The sequence below is a fragment of the Hydrogenophaga sp. genome (assembly GCF_041913525.1).
Lineage (GTDB): Bacteria > Pseudomonadota > Gammaproteobacteria > Burkholderiales > Burkholderiaceae_C > Hydrogenophaga.
On record NZ_JAYSFD010000001.1, the window covers coordinates 422,692 to 443,521 of the forward strand.

Annotated in this window: 17 protein-coding genes; 14 read left to right on the plus strand and 3 right to left on the minus strand. The window is 66.8% G+C overall.

Annotated features, from left to right (window positions below; all coding sequences use genetic code 11):
* Position 1 precedes the first annotated feature (1 nt).
* The 3 genes from ACE3RQ_RS02065 to ACE3RQ_RS02075 all read left to right on the plus strand — a co-directional run bounded on the left by ACE3RQ_RS02065 (position 2) and on the right by ACE3RQ_RS02075 (position 3,526).
* A complete protein-coding gene (locus tag ACE3RQ_RS02065) occupies positions 2-820 on the plus strand; it encodes an enoyl-CoA hydratase-related protein (RefSeq protein WP_374519404.1) in 819 nt (272 codons plus the stop codon).
* Positions 821-904: 84 nt separating this feature from the next.
* Positions 905-1,642 (plus strand): GntR family transcriptional regulator, encoded by a 738-nt coding sequence (locus ACE3RQ_RS02070; RefSeq protein WP_374519406.1) that lies wholly within the window; start codon positions 905-907, stop codon positions 1,640-1,642.
* Between the two features lie 207 nt (positions 1,643-1,849).
* Positions 1,850-3,526, plus strand: coding sequence for an AMP-binding protein (locus ACE3RQ_RS02075; RefSeq protein WP_374519408.1), 1,677 nt, complete (start codon positions 1,850-1,852; stop codon positions 3,524-3,526).
* Positions 3,527-3,611: 85 nt separating this feature from the next.
* On the opposite strand, the gene ACE3RQ_RS02080 is transcribed toward ACE3RQ_RS02075, so the two are convergent.
* Both ACE3RQ_RS02080 and ACE3RQ_RS02085 read right to left on the minus strand, forming a co-directional pair.
* The gene (locus ACE3RQ_RS02080; RefSeq protein ID WP_374519410.1) at positions 3,612-4,841 is read right to left on the minus strand and encodes an acyl-CoA dehydrogenase family protein; all 1,230 of its coding nucleotides are present in this window, start codon (positions 4,839-4,841) and stop codon (positions 3,612-3,614) included.
* 32 nt (positions 4,842-4,873) lie between these two features.
* Positions 4,874-5,332, minus strand: a complete 459-nt coding sequence (locus tag ACE3RQ_RS02085; RefSeq protein WP_374519412.1) for a MaoC family dehydratase — start codon at positions 5,330-5,332, stop codon at positions 4,874-4,876.
* Between the two features lie 131 nt (positions 5,333-5,463).
* Between ACE3RQ_RS02085 and ACE3RQ_RS02090 the strand changes: the two genes are divergently transcribed.
* Together ACE3RQ_RS02090 and ACE3RQ_RS02095 are read left to right on the plus strand one after the other, a co-directional pair.
* The gene (locus tag ACE3RQ_RS02090) at positions 5,464-7,560 is read left to right on the plus strand and encodes a 3-hydroxyacyl-CoA dehydrogenase NAD-binding domain-containing protein (protein ID WP_374519688.1); all 2,097 of its coding nucleotides are present in this window, start codon (positions 5,464-5,466) and stop codon (positions 7,558-7,560) included.
* A gap of 23 nt (positions 7,561-7,583) precedes the next feature.
* The gene (locus ACE3RQ_RS02095; RefSeq protein WP_374519413.1) at positions 7,584-8,759 is read left to right on the plus strand and encodes an acetyl-CoA C-acyltransferase; all 1,176 of its coding nucleotides are present in this window, start codon (positions 7,584-7,586) and stop codon (positions 8,757-8,759) included.
* A gap of 22 nt (positions 8,760-8,781) precedes the next feature.
* On the opposite strand, the gene ACE3RQ_RS02100 is transcribed toward ACE3RQ_RS02095, so the two are convergent.
* Positions 8,782-9,582: a VOC family protein gene (locus ACE3RQ_RS02100; RefSeq protein WP_374519415.1), complete on the minus strand. Its 801-nt coding sequence runs from the start codon at positions 9,580-9,582 to the stop codon at positions 8,782-8,784.
* 121 nt (positions 9,583-9,703) lie between these two features.
* Between ACE3RQ_RS02100 and ACE3RQ_RS02105 the strand changes: the two genes are divergently transcribed.
* The 9 genes from ACE3RQ_RS02105 to ACE3RQ_RS02145 all read left to right on the plus strand — a co-directional run bounded on the left by ACE3RQ_RS02105 (position 9,704) and on the right by ACE3RQ_RS02145 (position 20,795).
* The gene (locus tag ACE3RQ_RS02105) at positions 9,704-10,606 is read left to right on the plus strand and encodes a LysR family transcriptional regulator (protein ID WP_374519417.1); all 903 of its coding nucleotides are present in this window, start codon (positions 9,704-9,706) and stop codon (positions 10,604-10,606) included.
* Positions 10,607-10,789: 183 nt separating this feature from the next.
* Positions 10,790-12,034, plus strand: coding sequence for an ABC transporter substrate-binding protein (locus ACE3RQ_RS02110; RefSeq protein WP_374519419.1), 1,245 nt, complete (start codon positions 10,790-10,792; stop codon positions 12,032-12,034).
* 34 nt (positions 12,035-12,068) lie between these two features.
* Entirely contained in the window at positions 12,069-13,322 is a 1,254-nt protein-coding gene (locus tag ACE3RQ_RS02115) for an ABC transporter substrate-binding protein (RefSeq protein WP_374519420.1), read from the plus strand.
* A gap of 35 nt (positions 13,323-13,357) precedes the next feature.
* A complete protein-coding gene (locus ACE3RQ_RS02120) occupies positions 13,358-15,325 on the plus strand; it encodes an ABC transporter permease (RefSeq protein WP_374519422.1) in 1,968 nt (655 codons plus the stop codon).
* Entirely contained in the window at positions 15,322-16,092 is a 771-nt protein-coding gene (locus tag ACE3RQ_RS02125; protein ID WP_374519424.1) for an ABC transporter ATP-binding protein, read from the plus strand. The genes ACE3RQ_RS02120 and ACE3RQ_RS02125 overlap by 4 nt, the downstream gene beginning before the upstream one ends.
* Positions 16,085-16,789: an ABC transporter ATP-binding protein gene (locus tag ACE3RQ_RS02130; protein ID WP_374519426.1), complete on the plus strand. Its 705-nt coding sequence runs from the start codon at positions 16,085-16,087 to the stop codon at positions 16,787-16,789. The genes ACE3RQ_RS02125 and ACE3RQ_RS02130 overlap by 8 nt, the downstream gene beginning before the upstream one ends.
* Positions 16,790-16,836: 47 nt before the next feature.
* The gene (locus tag ACE3RQ_RS02135) at positions 16,837-17,967 is read left to right on the plus strand and encodes an acyl-CoA dehydrogenase family protein (protein WP_374519428.1); all 1,131 of its coding nucleotides are present in this window, start codon (positions 16,837-16,839) and stop codon (positions 17,965-17,967) included.
* 10 nt (positions 17,968-17,977) lie between these two features.
* Positions 17,978-19,177 carry an acyl-CoA dehydrogenase family protein gene (locus ACE3RQ_RS02140; RefSeq protein ID WP_374519429.1) on the plus strand — a complete coding sequence of 400 codons (1,200 nt, stop codon included), beginning with the start codon at positions 17,978-17,980 and terminating at the stop codon, positions 19,175-19,177.
* A gap of 16 nt (positions 19,178-19,193) precedes the next feature.
* Positions 19,194-20,795, plus strand: coding sequence for an AMP-binding protein (locus ACE3RQ_RS02145; RefSeq protein WP_374519431.1), 1,602 nt, complete (start codon positions 19,194-19,196; stop codon positions 20,793-20,795).
* Positions 20,796-20,830 lie beyond the last annotated feature (35 nt).

Genomic DNA, 20,830 nt, shown 5'->3' on the forward strand with positions numbered 1-20,830 from the left:
CATGGCTTACCAAGACATTGCCGTGGCCGTGGCCGACACGGTGTGCACCATCACCCTCAATCGCCCCGACAAGCTCAACGCCTGGACGCCGCGCATGGAGAGCGAATTCCGTTCGGCGGTGCAGAACGCGTCGCAAGACAACGGCGTGCGCGCCATTGTGGTCACCGGGGCAGGGCGGGGCTTCTGTGCGGGGGCTGACATGTCCATTCTGGAGGCGGGCGTGGCGGGCGACCCGTCGGCCGACGACGCCTCGGCGCCGGTGTACGGTGAAGGCGAGGGTATCGACGCCAATTACGCGCACCGCTTCAGCTACTTGCTGCGTGTGCCCAAGCCCATCTTCGCCGCCATCAATGGCCCCATCGCGGGCATTGGCCTGTGCATGGCGCTGTTCTGCGACTTCCGCTACATGGCGCAGGGACAGAAGCTCACCACGGCCTTCGCCCGCCGTGGCCTCATCGCCGAGCACGGTGCCTCGTGGATGCTGCCACGCCTGGTGGGCCCCACCCAGGCGCTGGATCTTTTGCTCACCGCCCGCCCGGTGCTTACCGAAGAGGCCGCGGCCATGGGTCTGGTGAAGGCGCTGCCGCAAGAGGGCTTTCTCGGCGCGGTGCAGGTGTTGGCGCGCGAGATGGTGCACACCTCCTCACCCCGCTCGATCGGGGTGATCAAGCGCCAGGTGTGGGACAGCCTGTTTCAGAGCCTGGACGAAGCCTGGCGACAGGCCGACCGGGACATGGTGGCCTCATTTGGCTGCGAGGATTTTCGCGAAGGCGTGGCGCATTACCTGGAGAAGCGGGCGCCTGCGTTCACCGGGCGCTGATGGGGTGCCTTCGTGATGCCGAATAAAATATGACAAATTTTTTTTATGGCCCGGTGACAAGGAAGCCGGGCGAGAAGGAAAGACATGGATGACGATCAGGAAATGGACGGCACCCAACTCGCTCGCAAAAGCCTCAACGGGCAGGCTTATGAGCGCCTGTGCCGCGACCTGAAGGCAGGGCGATTCGGCCCGGGCGAGAAGCTCAAGCTGCGCGACCTGGCACAGGAAATGGGCATCAGCCCGACGCCGGTGCGCGAGGCACTGGCCCGGCTGATTTCTGAGCAGGCGCTTGAACAGGTGGGCCATCACTCGGTGCGGGTGCCGGTGATGGACGAAGAGCGCTTCAATGAAGTGCTGGAGCTTCGCATGGTGCTGGAGGGGCAGGCAGCTGCTCGTGCCGCTCTGCACGCCACCGCCGCTGACCTGGCCCGACTGGAGGCGATCCACGAGCGCATGGCGGCCTTAAGCGACGCCGGTGACACGGCCGGTGCCCGCGCCGAGTCGGAGCGCTTTCACATGGGCGTTTACCAACTGGCGCGCATGCCGGTGCTGCTGCGCATGGTGGAGGGGCTCTGGTTGCAGTGCGGCCCTCTCATGCGGGCACTGGACCGGTTCCCCATGGCCAAGCCGCGCAAGCAACACCCGCACCTGGCGGTGCTGCGTGGCCTGCGCCGGGCCGAACCGGAGGCGGCGCGTCAAGGCATTCTGGAAGAGTTGGAGCGCACCACCCAACCGATCCTGACCTACCTCAAGGCGCAGGGGAACGTGGCCGAGGCAGCACCCGCCCGTCGCGAGCGCAAGACCCGCGACGAGGTGCTGTGATGCCCCAGGGGGGCGAGGGCGCCCCTTGGCGGCATGCACCGACGCTATGCGCCTGCATGCCGAATATTCATGGAAGTTGCTTGCGCGCTGCTCTCTCCTGCCCCACATAATTGTTCGCACGATAGACCGGTTGGCACAAACCGGCTTGCACCCATGCCGCAGCCCCGATTGCCGGGGCCCACGAGACGGACAAGGAGACAAGTGCGAATGAATGGTTACCGCCATGGCCGACGGCCACTGCACGACCACCTGCGGGCGCACGCCCGCAGCACGCCGAACAAGGCTGCCCTGATCTGGTACGGGCGACGCATCACCTACGCCGAACTGGACGAACGCAGCGACCGGTTTGCCCGCAGTCTGCTGGCCCGCGGAATTGGCCCGGGCGATGTGGTGGTGCTTTTCATGCACAACTGCCCGCAGTACCACGTGGCGCACTTCGGCGCACAAAAAGTCGGCGCCATCGTCAGCCCCTGTAATCCGCACGCGAAGGCGTATGAGCTGGGGCATCAGGTGCGAGAGGTGGACGCCAGCGCCGTCGTGTCTGGCGATGAGTTGCTGGGCGTCGTGGCCGAGGCGGGCGTTTTTCCCACGGTGCCGCATGTGTTTGCGGTGGACTACGGAGCCTGCTTGCCCCGTGTGGTGGCCATGGACGTGCCCCCCGAGGTGCGCCTGCCGGGCGATCCTGCGCCGGTGCGCCCGGTGTTTGCCATCGACTTCGATCAGGCACTGGACGATGCGCCGCCTTGTCCTTTGCCGGAGGTGGTTGACCTCAACGACGTCGCCATGATGGTGTACACCTCGGGCACCACCGGCTTGCCCAAAGGGGCCATGCTCAGCCACGAAAACGCGCTGTACAAGACAGCGGTGGGTGCCGATGGGTTTGGCATCGATGCCGACGATGTGATGCTGGCCGATACGCCCCTGCACCACATCTCGGGCCTGGTCACCGGCTTGACCTTGCCGGTTTATGCCGGGGCCACGGTGGTGCTGCTGCACCGCTTCGACGCGCCGGCGGTGTTGCAGGCCATCGAGGCGTGCAAGGTGAGCTGGTGGTACACCATGGCGCCGTCATTGCCCGCGGTGATGAGCTGCGACGACGCCCATACCTTCGATTTGTCTTCGCTCAGGGGCACGGTGGCCACCAGCTTCGGCGTGCAGCTGACGCAGACCCTGGCCGAGCGCTGGGCATCGTTTGCCGGCGGCTGCGAGATTTACGAGGCCGGTTATGGGCTGAGCGAGACGCACACCTGCGACACCATCATGCCGCGCGACGCGATCAAGTGGGGCACCAATGGCCGGCCAGCGCCAGGGGTGGAGGTGCGCATTGTTGACCCTGACTCGGGCGACGACCTGCCGGTGGGTTGCCGCGGCGAGATCTGGCTGCGCAGCCCGGTGCCCTTCAAAGGCTATTGGCGGCGCCCCGATGCCAACGCTGAGACCGTGGTGGACGGGTGGACGCGCACCGGTGACATCGGTGTGCTCGACGATGAGGGGTACCTCACTTTCGTGGGCCGCCGCAAAGAGATGATCAAGGTCTGGAGTTACAGCGTGTTTCCCGAAGAGGTGGAGGCCATTCTGGCCACGCACCCCGACGTGCAGCAGGTGGCGGTGGTGGGCTGCCCCGACCCCAACCTGGGTGAGGCGCTGCGGGCGTATGTGGTGCTCAAGTCGGTGGCGGCCAAGCGGGCCACGCAGTCGCATGGCCACGAGGCCGAGGAAAACATCATCCGCTGGTGCTTGCAGAACATGGCGCACTACAAGGTGCCGCGATCAGTGGTGCTGAGCCAGGGGCTGCCAGCCTCTGGCACAGGCAAGCTGCTGCGCCGCCTGTTGGTGGACCCGGCAGACCGCGCGCCCGCAGGCATGCGCTTCGCTTACCGATAGGCACAAAAAATCCCCGCATCGGCGGGGATTCGTGGTGGGAGAGGGCGCAGGCCGGGTTGCCCCGTCCTGTCGCGTGCCTCGCCGATCAGCGCGCGGTGGCCAGGTAGCCGCCCAACTCTTGTTTGGCAATGGCGTTGCGGTGCACCTCGTCGGGGCCATCGGCCACGCGCAGATGGCGGGCATAGGCATAAAAGGTGGTGAGCAAGGTGTCCTGGCTCAGGCCCGCGGCGCCAAAAGCCTGCATGGCATCGTCGATCACCTGGATGCAGTTGTTGGGCGCCAGCACCTTGATCATGGCAATCTCTTTCGCGGCCACCTTGTTGCCCACCGTGTCCATGCGCCAGGCGGTGTGCAGCACCATCCAGCGCGTCTGGTCGATCAGCATGCGGGCGCGGGCAATGCGCTCGCGCCACACGCCCTGGTCTGAGAGCGGCTTGTGGAAGGCCACGCGCGAAACCACGCGCTGGCACATCATCTCCAACGCCGACTCGGCCATGCCGATCATGCGCATGCAGTGGTGAATGCGCCCCGGCCCCAGGCGGCCCTGGGCGATCTCGAAGCCACGGCCTTCGCCCAGCAGGATGTTGGAGGCTGGCACGCGCACGTTGTCGAACAGCACCTCGGGGTGGCCGAAGGGCGGGTCGTACACGCCCATCAGGGTCATGTCGCGCACCACGGTCACGCCGGGGGTGTCGCGCGGCACCAGGATCATCGATTGCTGCTGGTGGCGGTTGGGGTTGTCCGGGTCGGTCTTGCCCATCAGGATGAAGATCTGGCAGCGCTCGTTCATGGCGCCGGTGATGTACCACTTGCGCCCATTGATCACGTAGTCATTGCCGTCGCGGCGGATGCTGCACTCGATGTTGGTCGCATCTGACGAGGCCACGGCCGGTTCGGTCATGGCAAAGGACGAGCGGATCTCGCCCGCCAGCAGCGGCTTGAGCCAGCGCTCTTGCTGCTCGGGCGTGCCGTATCGGGCCAGCACTTCCATGTTGCCGGTGTCGGGCGCGTTGCAGTTGAAGGCTTCGGCCGACCAGTAGCGCCGGCCCATGATCTCGCACAGCGGCGCATATTCCAGGTTGCTCAGGCCGGGGCCGTGTCCGCTCTCGGGCAGAAAGAGGTTCCAAAGGCCCTGGGCCCGGGCCTTCTCCTTGAGCTCTTCCATCAGTGGCAGCGTGCCGTAGCTGGGGGTGTTGGCGCCGCTGGCGCGGGCCTCGCGCTCGCGGCGCTCTTCGTTGGGGTAGATGTGCTCGTCCATGAAGCGCAGCAGGCGCTGCTGCAGGTCCTGAACCTTGGGGGAGTGCTCGAAGTGCATGGGGTGTGAGGTGATGGGTTGAGGATGGGAGATCAGGCCGGAGACAGCAGGCCCAGCGTCACCGCGATGAGCGCGGGCTTGGGCTCGCCTTCGATCTCGACGGTGTGCTCCAGGCGAAGCAGCCAGAAACCGTCGTCGCGGCGCTCGGCCGACAGCAGCTTGATGTGGTTGCGCACGCGGGCACCGGCCCGTACCGGAGAAATGAAGCGCACCTTGTCGATGCCATAGGCCACCGACTTGCGCGCCTTCAGTGCGTCGAACACCTCGTAGATGGTGATGGGCAGCAGGGACAACGTGAGAAAGCCGTGTGCCACGGGGGCACCGAAGGGGCTTTCCTTCAAAGAGCGCTCCACGTCGATGTGGATCCACTGGCGGTCCTCGGTGCAGTCGGCGAAGGCGTCGATGCGGCTTTGCGGCATGTCGATCCAGGCCGAGGTGCCCAAGGTCTTGCCCACGAACTGGGGAAGGGTGTCGAAGGAGAGTGTGTTCATGGGCCCATGTTGCCCCGCCGAGCCCTTGGCTGCATGCAGGCTTTTCATCCGCCGCATGCGAAGTTCTGATGCGACGACGCGCCTGCCTGGGCACGATCACCGGCTTCTGTTCAACACAAGAGGAAGCCACCGTGAGCGAGCGTTATGAAGTCAGGGACGGGGTCGCCGTCATCACCATGGACACACCGCCGGTCAACAGCCTGGGGCTGGCCAATCGGCGATTCATTGCCGGCGCCATGCAGCGCGCGCTGGCCGACGCTGCCGTGCACGCGGTGGTGCTCACTGGCGCCGGGCGTGGCTTTTGTGGGGGTGCGGACATTCGCGAATTCGGTTTTCCCGAGGCGATGGCGCAGCCCCACCTGTTGAACCTGATCGACCTCATCGAGCAGGCCGGCAAGCCGGTGGTGGCCGCCATTCATGGCGTGGTGATGGGCGGTGGGCTGGAGCTGGCCATGGGCTGCCACTACCGGGTGGTGACGCCTGGCACACAGGTGGCGCTGCCCGAGGTGAAGTTGGGTCTCTTGCCCGGCGGCAGCGGCACGCAACGCCTGCCGCGCCTGCTGGGCGTTGAGACCGCCCTGAACATGATCGTCACCGGCGTGGCCATGCCCGCCGAGCGGCTGGCGGCGCAGCCAGGCCAGCGCCTGTTTGACCGCCTGGTGGAGCAGGGCGATGTGGTGGACGCTGCCGTGGCGCTGGCGCGCGAGGTGGCGCAGCGGCGGCCGCTGCCCCGGGTACGCGATCTGCGCGCCAGCCACCCCAACCCCGACGGCTACTTCCAGTTCGCGCGCAACACCCTCAAGGCCAGTCAGCCGCACTACCCGGCGCCGCTGCGCAACGTGGACTGCGTGGAAATGGCGGTGCAGGCGGCCTATGACGAGGGCCTGGCCGAAGAACACGCCGGCTTCATGGCCCTGTTGGACACACCGCAGAGCAAGGCCCTGCGACACGCCTTCTTCGGCGAACGCGCGGCGGCGAAAATCCCCGATGTGCCCGAAGACACGCCCAAGCGCAAGATCGAACGCGTGGCCGTGATCGGCGCCGGCACCATGGGCGGCGGCATCTCGATGAACTTCCTCAACGCCGGCATTCCGGTGACCATCTTGGAGATGAGCCAGGAAGCCATCGACCGTGGCGTGGGCGTGATGCGCAAGAACTACGAAGCGCAGGTCAAGAAGGGCAAGCTCAAGCAAGACAAGTACGAGCAGCGCATGGCCCTGCTCACCACCACCACCAGCTACGACGACCTCAAAGACGCCGACCTGGTGATCGAGGCCGTGTTTGAAGAGCTGGGCGTGAAGGAAAAGGTGTTCCGCCAGTTGGACGCCGTGATGAAGCCCGGCGCCATCCTGGCCAGCAACACCTCCACCCTGGACGTGGACAAGATCGCCGCCTTCACCCAGCGCCCGCAAGACGTGGTGGGCCTGCACTTCTTCAGCCCGGCCAACGTGATGAAGCTGCTGGAAGTGGTGCGCGGCGCCAAGACCGCCAAGGACGTGATGGCCACCGTCATGGCCGTGGCCAAGACCATCAAGAAGGTGGCGGTGGTCTCGGGCGTGTGCGACGGCTTCATTGGCAACCGCATGATCGAGCAGTACGGCCGCCAGGCCGGCTTCCTGCTGGACGAAGGCTGCACCCCGGCCCAGGTGGACCGCGCCATCGAGAAATTTGGTTTTGCCATGGGCCCCTTCCGAATGGGCGACCTGGCGGGCAACGACATTGGCTGGGCGATTCGCAAGCGCCGCTACCAGGAAAAGCCCGACATGAAATACAGCAAGACGGCCGATCTGCTGTGCGAGCGCGGCCGCTTTGGCCAGAAGGTGGGCAAGGGCTGGTACGACTACGTGCCGGGCAAGCGCGACGCCATCCCCAACGCCGAGGTGGAGCAGATGATTGCCGAGCACCGCCAGGCCCTGGGCATCAAGCCGCGCAAGATTTCGGATGAGGAGATCGTGCAGCGCCTGGTGCTGGCGTTGGTGAACGAGGGCGCGCGCATCCTGGAAGACGGCATCGCCAGCAAGGCCAGCGACATCGACATGGTCTATCTCACGGGCTACGGCTTCCCGGCCTGGCGCGGCGGCCCCATGTGCTACGCCGACACGGTGGGCCTATTTGAGGTGATCGAGCGCATGCGCCGCTTCGCCGCCAACCCGCTGGACGATGCGGCCTTTTGGCAGCCGGCACCGCTGTTGGTGCAACTGCTGGCCCAGGGCAAGACCCTCACCTGAATCTATTCACCGGAGCTTTTGTCATGACCCAAGCTGTCATTGTTTCCACCGCCCGCACGCCCTTGGCCAAAAGCTGGAAGGGCGCATTCAACATGACCCATGGCGCCACCCTGGGCGGCTTCGCCGTGCAGGCCGCCGTGGCCCGCGCCGGCATCGAGCCCGGGGCCGTCGAAGACGTGCTCATGGGCTGCGCCACGCCCGAGGGCGCCACCGGCGGCAACATCGCGCGCCAGGCGGCGCTGCGTGCCGGGCTGCCCGTGTCCACCAGCGGCGTCACCATCAACCGCTTCTGTTCCAGCGGCCTGCAGACCATTGCCATGGCCGCGCAGCGTGTCATCGCCGGGGAGGGCGATGTGTACGTGGCCGGCGGCGTGGAGAGCATCTCGTGCGTGCAGAACGAGGCCAACGCCCACATGGCTACCGATGGTTGGCTGGCGCAACACAAGCCCGCCATCTATTGGTCGATGCTTCAAACGGCTGAGACCGTGGCGCATCGCTACGGCATTGGCCGCGAACAGATGGACGAATACGGCGCGGCAAGCCAGCAAAAGGCGGCGGCTGCGCAGGCTCAAGGGCTGTTCCGCGATGAGATCGTGCCCGTCACCGTGCTGGCTGGCGTGGTGGACCCGACGCTGGGCATGTGCACGCGCGAGGTCACGGTGTCGGCCGATGAGGGCATTCGCCCCGGCACCACTTACGACGGCATCAAGGGCATCCGCAGTGCCTTGCCCGGTGGCCTGGTGAGTGCCGGCAATGCCAGCCAGTTCAGCGACGGCGCGGGCGCTTGCGTGGTGGTGAGCGAGCAGTACGCCAGCCGCCATCACCTCAAGCCCCTGGGCCGTTTCCTAGGCTTCGCCGTGGCCGGTTGCGAGCCTGATGAGATGGGCATCGGCCCGGTGTTCGCCGTGCCCAAGGTGCTGAAGAAGCTGGGCCTCACGGTGAACGACATTGACCTGTGGGAACTGAACGAAGCCTTCGCGGTGCAGGTGCTGTACTGCCGCGACAAGCTGGGCATTCCGGCCGATCGCCTGAACGTGAACGGCGGCGCCATTGCCCTGGGCCACCCCTATGGCGTGAGCGGCCAGCGCCTGACCGGCCATGCCCTGATCGAAGGCAAGCGCCGTAGCGCCAAGCGCGTGTGCGTGACCATGTGCATTGGCGGCGGCATGGGCGCGGCCGGGGTGTTTGAGGTGTTGTGAGGCCGCTGGTGCCGCCAGCCGCTCAGGCCGGTGGCACCAAGCGGAAGTCCAGGCCGAAGAGGGCCAGTGTGTCTGGCCGTGAGCCGGGCAGCACCCCGGCGCGAAGGGCGCGCGCCAGGGTGGCCTCTGGGTGGCGGGCGCTGAGCTCCACCACCGCAATGCCCTGGGGCTCGTCGTCGTCGGCCAGGGCGAAGCGCACCGTGGTGCCCAGGCGCAGCAAGGGGCCTTGTGCATTGCGCGTCACCGGGGTTTCGGTGATGCGCCCCCAATGCGCGGCCAGGCGTTCGGGCGTGCGCGAGCGCACCTCCACCGCGCTCAGGCCGTCCACCCAATCGGTGCGGATGGCGCGCTGCCAGGCCGGGCCGGCTGGCGCGTAGGGGCCCAGGGGTGCCTGGCTGTTGTTGTGGTGGTTGAACTCCAGCATGCAGGCGCCGGTGTCGCGCGGGTGCATCTGCAGGTTGCGAAAGCCCGGCGTGCACAACTCCGTCACCACGCGAATGCCCATGCCGTCCAGCCGGGCGCGGCGCCGGGGCAGGTCGTCGCAGGCCATCACCAATAGATAGGCCCCGCCTTGCGGGTGCTTGGTCAGGTAGCGTGCGGCCGCTGAGCCCGGGCGCAGGGGTGCGCAGCACTCCAGGAAGTGCGTGCCCACCGGCATCACCGCGTTCTCAACGTCCCACATGCCCACCAGTGGTTCGCGGTGGGCCACCTCCAGCCCGAAGGCCGCCCGAAGCGTGGCCACGGCGGGCTCCAGGCGGGGCACCATCAGGCACAGGTGGCGCAGCAGCGGGGGACGTCGCTCGGGTGACGGGTTATCGGGCATCGCGCTTTGTCTCCCAGGTGAACGGACTGCCACCCCATCGGTAGCATGATCCCCGGCTTGAGGGTAAGCACGCCCGCTCAGGCAAGCCAATGAAAGCGGGGAATGGAGACGGATACAGACCATGCATATATCCCGCGTTGACCTGAACCTGCTGGTGGTTTTCGACACGATCTACACCGAAGGCGGCATCACCAAGGCATCGGAGAAACTGCACCTCACGCAGCCTGCCATCAGCCACGCACTGGCGCGGCTGCGGGATCTGTTCAATGACCCTCTGTTCGTGCGCCAGGGCCACAAGATGGTGCCTACGCCGCTGGCCAAGCGCTTGATCGATCCGCTGCGAGAGTCGCTGCAGCAGCTGGGCGCCATCCTCAACGACACCGAGGGGTTTGACCCGGCCTCGGCCAACAAGCGTTTCGTGATCGGGCTGCGCGATTACATGGAATCCACCGTGATGCCCCGGCTTATGCAGACGCTGTCGGCCCAGGCGCCGCAGGTGGAGGTGTCCACCGTGCGCGCCAACCGACGCAGCCTGGAGAGCGAATTGGCCGCAGGCACGCTGGACCTGGCGGTGGACGTGCTGCTGCCCGTGTCGCCAGCGGTGAAGTTCACCCGCGTGAACGTGGACGGCATGGCCGTGGTCGCCCGGCAAGACCACCCCGTGGTCCGCGGCTCGCTGGACATTGATACCTACCTCGCGCAGCGTCACATCTTGGTCACCTCGCGCCGCCAAGGGCAGGGGTTTGAAGACCTGGAACTGCACCGGCTGGGGCTACACCGCAAGGTGGCGCTGCGTTGCCAGTTCTATTTCGCTGCCTGCCGCACGGTGGCTCAGACGGACCTGCTGCTGACGATGCCCGAGAGCTACGCGCACATGGCCAACCGGCAGTTTGGCAACCAGGTGCTGCCGTTTCCCGTGCCGCTCTCGGCCATGGACGCCTACCTCTACTGGCACAGCAGCACCGACAACGATCCCGCCAACCGCTGGCTGCGCGAGCAGATGCTGAGCGCCTACGCCCGCTGAGGACGTCAGTGACGGCCAGGGGTGGAGTGGGCCCTGCGTCCGCTCATCGATTTCTTGGTTTCTTGAGATAGGGGTTTACGAGAGGGTTTCGCCTCTTTGTGTTTTGTGAAACTTTCAATCTGTTATAACAAATGACAGGTTGCGTTTGGGTTCGACAGTCGGTTCACAACACAGGAGACACGCATGAGCCTCAGCAGACGTTCCATCATTCAGGGTGCTGCCGCCGCTGCAGCAGTTGGTGCCACTGGCATCGCCAGGGCACAGTCGGGCCCGCTTCGCGTGGGCCTTATCTTGCCCATGAGCGGTATCGGCGCAGAGGCTGGTGCGGCCTGGCACGCGGGCGTGAAGGTGGCGGTTGAGCAGTGGAACGCAGCCGGCGGCTTGCTGGGGCGGCCCATTGAGCTGGTGGTGCGCGACGACAAGTTCACCAGCGCCGGCGCGGTGGCCGCGGCCCGTGAGCTGGCTGGCAGTGGGGTGAACCTGCTCATTGGCGGCTCGCAGTCGCCCATGGCGCTGGCCACCGCGCCCATCCTGCCGGAGCTCAAGGCGGTGATGGTGGCGCCTTGCCCCACGGTGATGTCGCTCACGCACGAGGGTTTTCAGCCCAATTTCTTCCGCCTCTCGTGGAATGCCTTTATTGCCTTCGCTGGCGTGGGCAATCTGCTGACCAACAAGTTCAGCGAGGTGCAGACCTGGTCACTGATCGTGCCCGACAGCGAGAACGGGCGCGACATGGCGCGTTACTTCACGCTGGGGGCGCAGCGCGCCGCCCAGCAGGCCGGTCGCCAGATCAAGGTGCTGGAGCCGGTGTTCGCCAGTTTGAACAAGGCCGACTACCGGGTGGAGATCAACAGCCTGATGAACGCGCCCTCGCAGGGCCTGTTCGTGGGCCTCACCGCCGCGCCCTGCATCAGCCTGTTGCAGCAGGGCCGTGCGGTGGGCATGGACAAGAAGTTCAAGGTGATTGGCGACGCCGGCACCGAGATGCTCATCGCCAAGGCCATGCAGAAGTCGCTGCCGCCCAACCTGTGGAGCATCAGCTTCTGGGTGCCGGGCATCGAAAGCTCCAACCGCTACCCGCTCAGCCGCGCGCTGCACGAGGGCTACGCCAAGCTCACTGGTGACCGCAACCCGGCGGGCATCGTGCATTCCAGTCACCGCGCCGCGTTGGGCCTGTTCAACGGCGTGAAGAAGGCCGGCAGCACCGATACCGCGGCCGTGATCGCCGCGCTGGAGGGCCTCACCTATGACACCGCAATGGGCCCGTACCACATCCGCAAGGAAGACCACCAGGGCCTGGGCACGGCTTACATCGCCAAGGTGGGCGTGAAGGACGAGGCGCCGGGCTACGGCATCACCGACGCGGTGGTGCTCAACGAGGCTGACGTGGCCGAGCCGCCCACCCCGGGCAAGAAATTCGAGGCCTGAGCAGGGTCACCGGCCCCGCCGTTTGGAGCACACCATGAGCATCACCCGACGTTCTCTCTTGAAATCCACGGCCGCCGTGGCGGCCTTGTCTGCGGGGACCGCCCGCATCGTGCGGGCGCAACCCGCGCCCGTGAAGCTGGGGGTGATGCTGCCCATGAGCGGCATCGGTGCCGAGGCCGGCGCGGCCTGGCTGGCCGGCATCAAGGCCGCGCAGCTGATGTGGAACGAGCAGGGCGGCCTGCTGGGCCGGCCCATCGAACTGGTGGTGCGCGACGACAAGTTCACCGCCGCCGGGGCGGTGAGCGCGGCGCGCGAACTGGCGGGCCAGGGCGTGAACCTGATCGTAGGTTGCGCCCAATCGCCCATGGCCCTGGCGGTGGCGCCCATCCTGCCCGAGTTGAAATCGGTGGTGGTGGCGCCAGCGCCCACGGTGATGTCGCTCACCCACGAGCACTTCAACCCGTACTTCTTCCGCGCCGCGTCCAACGCGTCGATGCTGTTCGGCGGAATCGGCAGCATGCTGGCCAATCGCTTTCCCGACGTGGACTCGTGGGCCACCATCGTGCCCGACAGCGAGAACGGGCGCGACATGGTGCGCTACTTCAACAAGGGTGTGCAGCGCGCGGCTGCGGCCAGCGGCAAGTCGCCCCGGCTGCTGGAGCCGGTGTACGCCAGCCTGAACAAGGCCGACTACCGGGTGGAGATCAACAGCCTGATGAATTCGGGTGCCCAGGGCCTGTTCGTGGGCCTGACGGCCGCGCCTTGCGTGAGCCTGCTGCAGCAGGGACGTGCCGTGGGCATGGACAAGAAGTTCAAGGTGATTGGCGAGGCCGGCACTGAGCTGATGATCGCCAAGGCCATGCAGAAGTCCACGCCCAACAACCTGTGGGGCGTGACCTTCTGGGCGCCCGAACTGGAGCCCTTCAAGAGCAGCTTTCCGCTCAGCCGCAAGCTGATGGAAGGCATCGTGAAGGTGACAGGCAACGCGCACCCACCGGGCATCGTGCAGGCCACCCACCGCTCGGCCCTGGCCATCTTCAATGCGGTGAAGAAGGCCGGGAGCATCGAATCGCCGGCGGTGATCAAGGCGCTGGAAGGCTTGCAGTTCGACACCGCCGCTGGCCCGTACCTGATTCGCAAGGAAGACCACCAGGGCGTGGGGTCGGCCTATTTCGCCAAGATCGGCGCGCGCGAGGCGGCGCCCGGCTATGGGCTGGAGGACGTGATCGTGCTGAACGAGGCGGACGTGGTCGAACCCCCGTCGCCCGGCAAGAAGTTCGAGGGCTGATCGCTCATGCCAACGGTTCTACGCGAGGAGGCCCTGTGCTCAACGACCTGATGTTCGCGGTGTTCAACGCCGCCGCTTTCGGCATGGCCATTTTTCTGGTGGCCGCCGGGCTCACGCTGATCTTCGGCCTGCTGCGCCTGCTCAACATGGCGCAGGGCGGTTTTTTCATGATTGGCGCCTACACGGCCTATTCCGTGATGGGGCGAGACGTGCAGTCCATCGGCATGTTTCTGCTGGGCGTGCTGGCGGGCGGCGTGGTGGTGGCGCTGCTGGGGCTGGTGACCGACCGCCTGGTGCTGCGCCGGCTGCGCAATGTCGATCCGCACTACGTACTGATCGCCACCTTCGCGCTGATGATGGTGTGCACCGGCGTGACCAAGCTCATCTGGGGCGTGGACTTCTTCTCGGTGAACCCGCCGCCCGGGCTGGACCAGCCCATCAACGCGCTGGGCCTGTATTTCTCGGCCTACCAGTTGTTCGTGATCGGTGCCGGTCTGGTGGCCTATGTGGTGCTGGAGGTGGTGATTCACCGCATGTGGTTCGGCAAGCTCATGCAGGCGCTGGCGGCCGACCCTTGGATGTCCAGCGTGATGGGCCTGAACGTCTCCTTCGGGGTGGCGCTGAGCGTGATGGCCAGCTTCATGCTGGCGGGCCTGGCTGGCGGCCTGCTGCTGCCCAACCAGAGCCTGTCCACCGGGTTGGGCGACTCGTACCTGATGTACGCCTTCTTCGCCGTGATCATTGGCGGCCTTGGGAACATCCGCGGCGCCTTCATCGGCTCACTGGTGCTGGGCCTGGTGCAGAGCCTGAACACGGTGTTGCTGCCTTCGGTGCCGGGCCTGGCCATCTACGTGGTGCTGGCGGCCTTTCTGCTGTGGAAGCCCACCGGCCTGTTCCCTGCCGTGGGCATGCAGGAAGAGAGCGCGCACGAGGCGCACGCCAGCGGCTCGCACCGCCCGCGCATCGCGCGGCGCACCTGGCAGGTGCTGGGGCTGGCCCTGGTGGGCTTGCTGGCCACGCTGCCGCTGTGGGTGAATGCGGGGCCGCTCTACATCGTGGGCACGGTGCTGATCCAGGTGATGTTCGCGCTGTCGTGGAACATTCTGTTTGGGTACACCGGGCTGGTGTCCTTCGGGCACGCGGGCTTCTTCGCCATCGGTGCCTACCTGGCGGCGCTGGTGCTGAAGAACGTGGTCGGCTTTCCATTTGTGGGCGTTTTGCTGGGCGCAGCGGTGCTGGGGGCCATGGTGGCCTGGGCCATCGGGCTGCTGGCCTTGCGGCGCATGTCGGGCGTGTTCCTGGCGGTGCTCACGGTGGCCCTGGCTGAAGCCGTGCGCCTGGTGATCGGGTTTTCGTCCTGGCTGGGGCGCGAGGACGGCATCACCGACATTCCCCGCCCCAAGCTGGACCTGGGCCTCTTCACCATCGACACCAGCAGCGCCAATGGCTACTACTGGTTCCTGCTGGCCGGCACGGTGGCCATGACGGCGGTTCTGTGGTGGGTGCTGCACAGCGGCTTTGGCCGCACGCTACAGACCATCCGGCAAGATGCCGAGCGCGCCGCCTTCATGGGCACCAACGTGGCGGCCTACCGCCTGGGTGCTTTCGTGCTGTCGGGTGCCGTGGCGGCGGTGGCGGGCGCCATGTACGCGCCGTGGGCGCGCATCGTCACGGTGGAAGAGGTGCATTGGCTGGCCTCGGCCCAGCCCATGCTCAACACCTTGCTGGGCGGCGTGGGCTCGTTCTGGGGGCCGGTGGTGGGGGCCGGGCTGTTTGCGTCGATTGCCTACGCCACCCGCACGCTGGTGGGCCTGTCCGAGCTGATCGTGGGCACCGGCCTGCTGGCCATCATCCTGCTGGCGCCCAACGGGGCCGTTGGCCTGTGGCGCCAACTGGAGGAGCGGCTGTGGCGGCGCTGGGGCGCAGCCCCGGCCCATCGGCCGGCCGCTGACGCAACGCCCGCCATGCCCATGGCAGCGCTCAAACAGGAGGTGTCGCGATGAACGAGCTGTTGCGGGTGGACGGGGTGCGCAAGCGCTACGGTGCCCTGGAGGTGCTGCGCGGGGTGAGCCTGTCGGTCAACGTGGGCGAGGTGTTCGCCATCATCGGCCCCAACGGTGCCGGAAAGACCACCATGTTCAAGGTGATGACGGGCGAGGTGCCGTGCAACGGCGGGAGCATCCACTTCGGTGGCGAGGACGTGACCGCACTGCCGGCCTACCAGCGGGTGCAGCGCGGCTTTGGCCGAACCTTCCAAGTGGCCCGGGTGTTCCGCGACTTCACGGTGCTGGACAACCTGGTCGTGGCCATCGAGGCGCGCCGGCGCCACAGCGGCGAGGCCCCGCGCCGAGGCCTGCGCTGGCGCGCGGCCGATGAGGTGCGGGCCGAGGCCCATGCCCTGCTGGCCGACGTGAAGCTGGGTGAGCTGGCCGAACAGGACGCCCGCTTTCTGTCCCACGGCGACAAGAAGCGACTGGAGTTCGCCATCGCCCTGGCGGGCAGGCCTTCCATACTGATGCTGGACGAGCCCACCGCTGGCATGTCGCCCAGCGACCGGGCCGACATCGCCCGGCTGGTGTCGCGCATCCAGCGCGAACGGGAGATCACGGTGGTGATGACCGAGCACGACATGGACGTGGTGTTCGGCCTGGCGCACCGGATCATGGTCATGAACTACGGCGAAGTCGTCTCGACCGGCACGGTCGATGAGGTTCGCGCCGACCCGCGCGTGCGCGAGGTCTACCTGGGCAAGGAGATGGTCGGTGCTTGACGTTCGCGAACTCGACGCCTTTTACGGCGACAGCCATGTGCTGATGGGGGCCCGCCTGAGGGTGGGGCCTGGACAACGCGTGGCCTTGCTCGGGCGCAATGGCGCCGGCAAGTCCACCTTGCTGAAAAGCATCATGAACGCCGGCCCGCGCGTGAAGGGCGAGGTGCACTTCAAGGGCCAGGCCCTGGGGGCCATGCCCACGCACCGGCGCACCCGCATGGGCCTGGCCCTGGTGCCGGAGGACCGGCGCATCTTCACCCACCTCACGGTGGCCGAGAACATCGCCATGGCCCGCCACGGCAGCGGGCCCGACCGGCCGGCGGTGCCGGTGGCCGAGATCGTGCGCCGCTTTCCGATGCTGGAGCCCCTGCAGCAGCGCCCCGGTGGCCAGCTCAGCGGCGGGCAGCAGCAGCTGGTGGCCGTGGCCCGGGCCATGGCGGCCAACCCCAGCCACCTGTTGCTGGACGAGCCCACCGAGGGCCTCGCGCCCATCATCGTGGAGGAGATGGCCCGCGACGTGGTGCGCACCTGCACCGAGCAGAAGGTGGCCCTGCTGCTTTGCGAGCAAAACATCTGGTTCGCACGCCGCTGCACCGAACACGTGTACGTGATCGATACCGGCCGCATCGTCTTCGACGGTGACTGGCAGACCTTTGACCGCCAGCCCGAGATCCAGCAGCGCTACCTGGCCCTGTAGGTCGCTTGCCTCTCTGTCTTTTTCGTCACCCCACCAATACCCATCCCATGGACCTTCAATACTCACCCGAACAACTGCAGTTGCGCGAGAGCGTGGAACGCTTCGTGCGCGAGGAATACGACTTCGCCCACCGGCGCCGGCTGGTGGCCAGCGATCCTGGTCACGACGAAGCCTGCTGGCAGAAATACGCCGACTTTGGCTGGCTGGCCATTCCCTTCAGCGAAGACGACGGTGGCATCGGTGGCGGCGCGGCCGACGTCGCGCTGGTGATGGAAGGGGTGGGGCGTGGCCTGTTGCTGGAGCCTTACCTGGCCAACGTGGTGCTGGCCGGCGGCGTGCTCGCGGCGCTGGGCAGCGCTGAGCAGAAGGCGCAGTGGCTGGCCCCGATGATGACCGGGCAGACCAAGCTGGCCCTGGCCCATGCCGAGGCGGGCGGGCGCTACGAGCGGGCGCATTGCGACACCCGTCTGCAGCACGACGGCCAGGGTCTGGTGCTCAGTGGCGGCAAGGTGCTGGTGCACGGCGGCGGCGTGGCCGATGCGTTCGTGGTGATCGCCCGCAGCTCAGGCGCAGTGGGCGACGAGCAGGGCCTCAGCGCCGTGGTGGTGCCGGCCAAGGCCCCGGGCGTGGCGATCAAGGCCTATGCCACCCACGACGGCACACGAGCGGCCGACGTGACCTTCGATCGCGTGGCCTTGCCTGCGTCGGCACTGTTGGGCCAGGAAGGCGGCGCCTTCGATGCCATCGATCGCGTGCTGGACCGGGGCATCGCCGCCCTGGCCGCCGAGGCGGTGGGCGCCATGGGGGCGCTGGTGGACACCACGCTCGATTACCTCAAGACCCGCAAGCAGTTCGGCCGCCCCATCGGCACCAACCAGGCGCTTCAGCACCGCATGGTGGACATGCACATCGCCCTGGACGAGGCCCGATCCATGGCCCTGTACGGCGCCCTCATGATCGACGAGGCCGATGCCCCAACGCGGCGCAAGGCCCTGTCGGCCACCAAGATCGAGATCGACCGCACCGCTCGCCTGGTGGGCCAGGAAGCGGTGCAGCTGCACGGCGCCATGGGCGTGACCGAAGAGCTCAACGTGGGCCACTACTTCAAGCGCCTGACCTTGATCGGCCTGAGCCTGGGCGACTCGAACTGGCACCTGCGCCGTCACGCGGCCAATTGAAGGGGACGGCATGGACCTGAAACTCTCTCCGCAGGAACAGGCGTTCGCCGAGGAGGTGCGCGATTTCATTGCCGCCCGGCTGCCGCGTGACATCGAAGACAAGGTGCGGCTTGACCGCCACCTCGACCGCGACGACTACATGCGCTGGCAGCAGGTGCTGGCCGAGCGCGGCTGGTTCACCGGCGCGTGGCCCCGCTCGGTGGGTGGGCACGAGTGGACGGCGGTGCAGACCTACATCTTCAACACCATCGCGGGCGAGATGAACTGCCCCGAGCTGCAGGTGTTTGGCCCGTCCATGGTGGGGCCTGTCATCTATACCTACGGCACCGACGAGCAGAAGGCACGCCACCTGCCCGGCATCCGCGACTCATCGGTCTGGTGGTGCCAGGGCTATTCCGAGCCCTCGGCCGGCTCCGACCTGGCGGCCCTTTCCACCCGGGCCGACGACGCAGGGGACCACTACCTGGTGAATGGCCAGAAGATCTGGACCTCTTACGCCCACTGGGCCGACTGGATCTTCTGCCTGGTGCGCACCAGCCGCGACGCGCGGCCGCAGACCGGCATTTCGTTCCTGCTGATCGACATGAAGACCCCGGGCATCGAGGTGCAACCCATTCGCATGATCGACGGCACCCACTCGCTCAACGCCGTGTTCTTCAGCGACGTGAAGGTGCCCAAGGCCAACCGCATCGGGGAAGAGGGCAAGGGCTGGACCTACGCCAAGTTCCTGCTGGAACACGAGCGGGTGGAAAACGCCAACCTGCGCTTCATTACGCAAGAGCTGCTGAAGCTGCGCCGCATCGCCAGCAGCGTGCGCGTGGGCGGGCGACCGTTGATCGAAGACCCCCTGTTCGCCGCCAAGGTGAGCGCGGTGGAGGCGCAGTTCAAGGCGCTGGAGATCGGCGTGCTGCGCGTGCTCTCCAACATCCAGGCCGGTGTGCCGGCGGGTGCAGGTGCCTCGTCTTTCATCAAAGTGCGGGGCACTCAAATCGCGCAAAGCGTGCTGGAGCTCATCCTGGAAGCGACGGGCGCCGATGCACAGCCTTATCAGCCCGAGTTGCTGTTCACCGATGCGGACGTGGCGCCCATTGGCCCCGACTATGCCGTCACCCCCGCGTCCAGCCATTTCTGGCGCCGCGCCATGACCATCTACGGTGGCAGCACCGAAATCCAGCGCAACATCATGGCCAAGCACGTGCTGGGCCTCTGACACAGGAACCCCCTCCATGCTGAACTTCCGCCACGGTGAGCAGCCCCTGCACGAGTACCTGCGGCACTACGCCCGAACCCAGCCCGACAAGCCCGCCATCGTCTGGTACGGTCGCGAGATTTCCTACGCCGAGCTGGACGCGGCCAGCGATGCCTTCGCGGCCGAATTGCATCGCATTGGCGTGGGCAAGGGTGACCGGGTGGCGCTGTTCATGCAGAACTGCCCGCAGTACCTGATGGCGCATTTCGGCATCCAGAAGCTCGGTGCCATCGTCAGTCCCTGCAGCCCCATGTTCAAGGCGCACGAGTTCGCCTACCAGGTTGGCGACCTCGGCGCCAAGGCCATTGTGGCCGCCGACCACTTGGTGCCCATCGTGCTCTCGGTGCGCGACCGCGTGCCGGTGCAGCACCTCTACAGCGTGCGCTACGCCGACTTCCTGCCGGACACGCCCACCCTGCGCGTGCCCGACGAAGTGGCCGAACGCCGCCCCACGCCAGAGGGCTCCACCGACTTCTGCGCCGTGATCGCCCGCGTGCCGGCGCAGCCACCCCGCCCGACCTTGTCGATGGACGACGTGGCGCTCATGACCTACACCTCGGGCACCACCGGCATGCCCAAGGGTGCCATGCTCACCTACGGCAACGCGCTCTACAAAACCGCCGTGGGGGCGGACATGTTCCGCATCCGGCAGGACGACACCGTGCTGGCCGTGGCGCCGCTGTACCACATCGCCGGCATGATCTGCGGGCTCACCCTGCTGGCCTATACCGGCGCCACGGTGGTGCTGCTCAACCGCATGGACCCGCTGGCCGTGCTGCAGGCCATCGAGCGCCACCGCGTGACCTGGTGGTACGCCATGGCCCCCATGATGGTGGCGGTGATGAACGAGCCCGGCGCCGAGCGCTTCAACCTGGGCACGCTGCAAACCACCATGGGTACCAGCTTCGGCATCAAGCTCACCGAAGAGCTGGCCCAGCGCTGGAGCCGCTTCGCCAACGATTGCCTGGTCTACGAGGCTGGCTATGGCTTGTCTGAGACCCACACCAACGACGTGCTCATGCCCCGCGACGCCGTTCGCTGGGGCACCAACGGCGTGCCGGGGCCAGGGGTGGAAGTCAAGATTCTGGACACCGATGGCAACCCGGTGCCCACCGGGCAGACCGGCGAGATCGTGCTGCGCAGCGCTGGCGTGTTCAAGGGCTATTGGAACAAGCCCGAGGCCACGGCCGAGGTGCTGCGCCAGGGCTGGGTGCACACCGGTGACATCGGCAAGCTCGATGCCGATGGCTACCTCACCTTCATCGGCCGGGTGAAAGAGATGATCAAGGTGTCGGGCTTCAGCGTCTTCCCGGAAGAAGTAGAGGCCATCTTGATCTTGCACCCCGACGTGGGGCAGGTGGCTGTGATCGGCGTGCCCGACCCCGACAAAGGCGAGGTGGTGAAGGCGTTTGTGGTGCCCAAGCCTGGTCGGCAGGTGGACATGCCCGAACTTGTCGCCTGGTCACGCGAGAACATGTCGCACTACAAGGTGCCTCGTGCCGTGCAACTGATGGCCGCCCTGCCTGCCACCGGCACCGGCAAGGTGCTGCGCCGGCTATTGAGAGAGGTGACGGTCTGAGGCCGCCTTGGCCCGTCACGCCAGTGGGCGTGGGC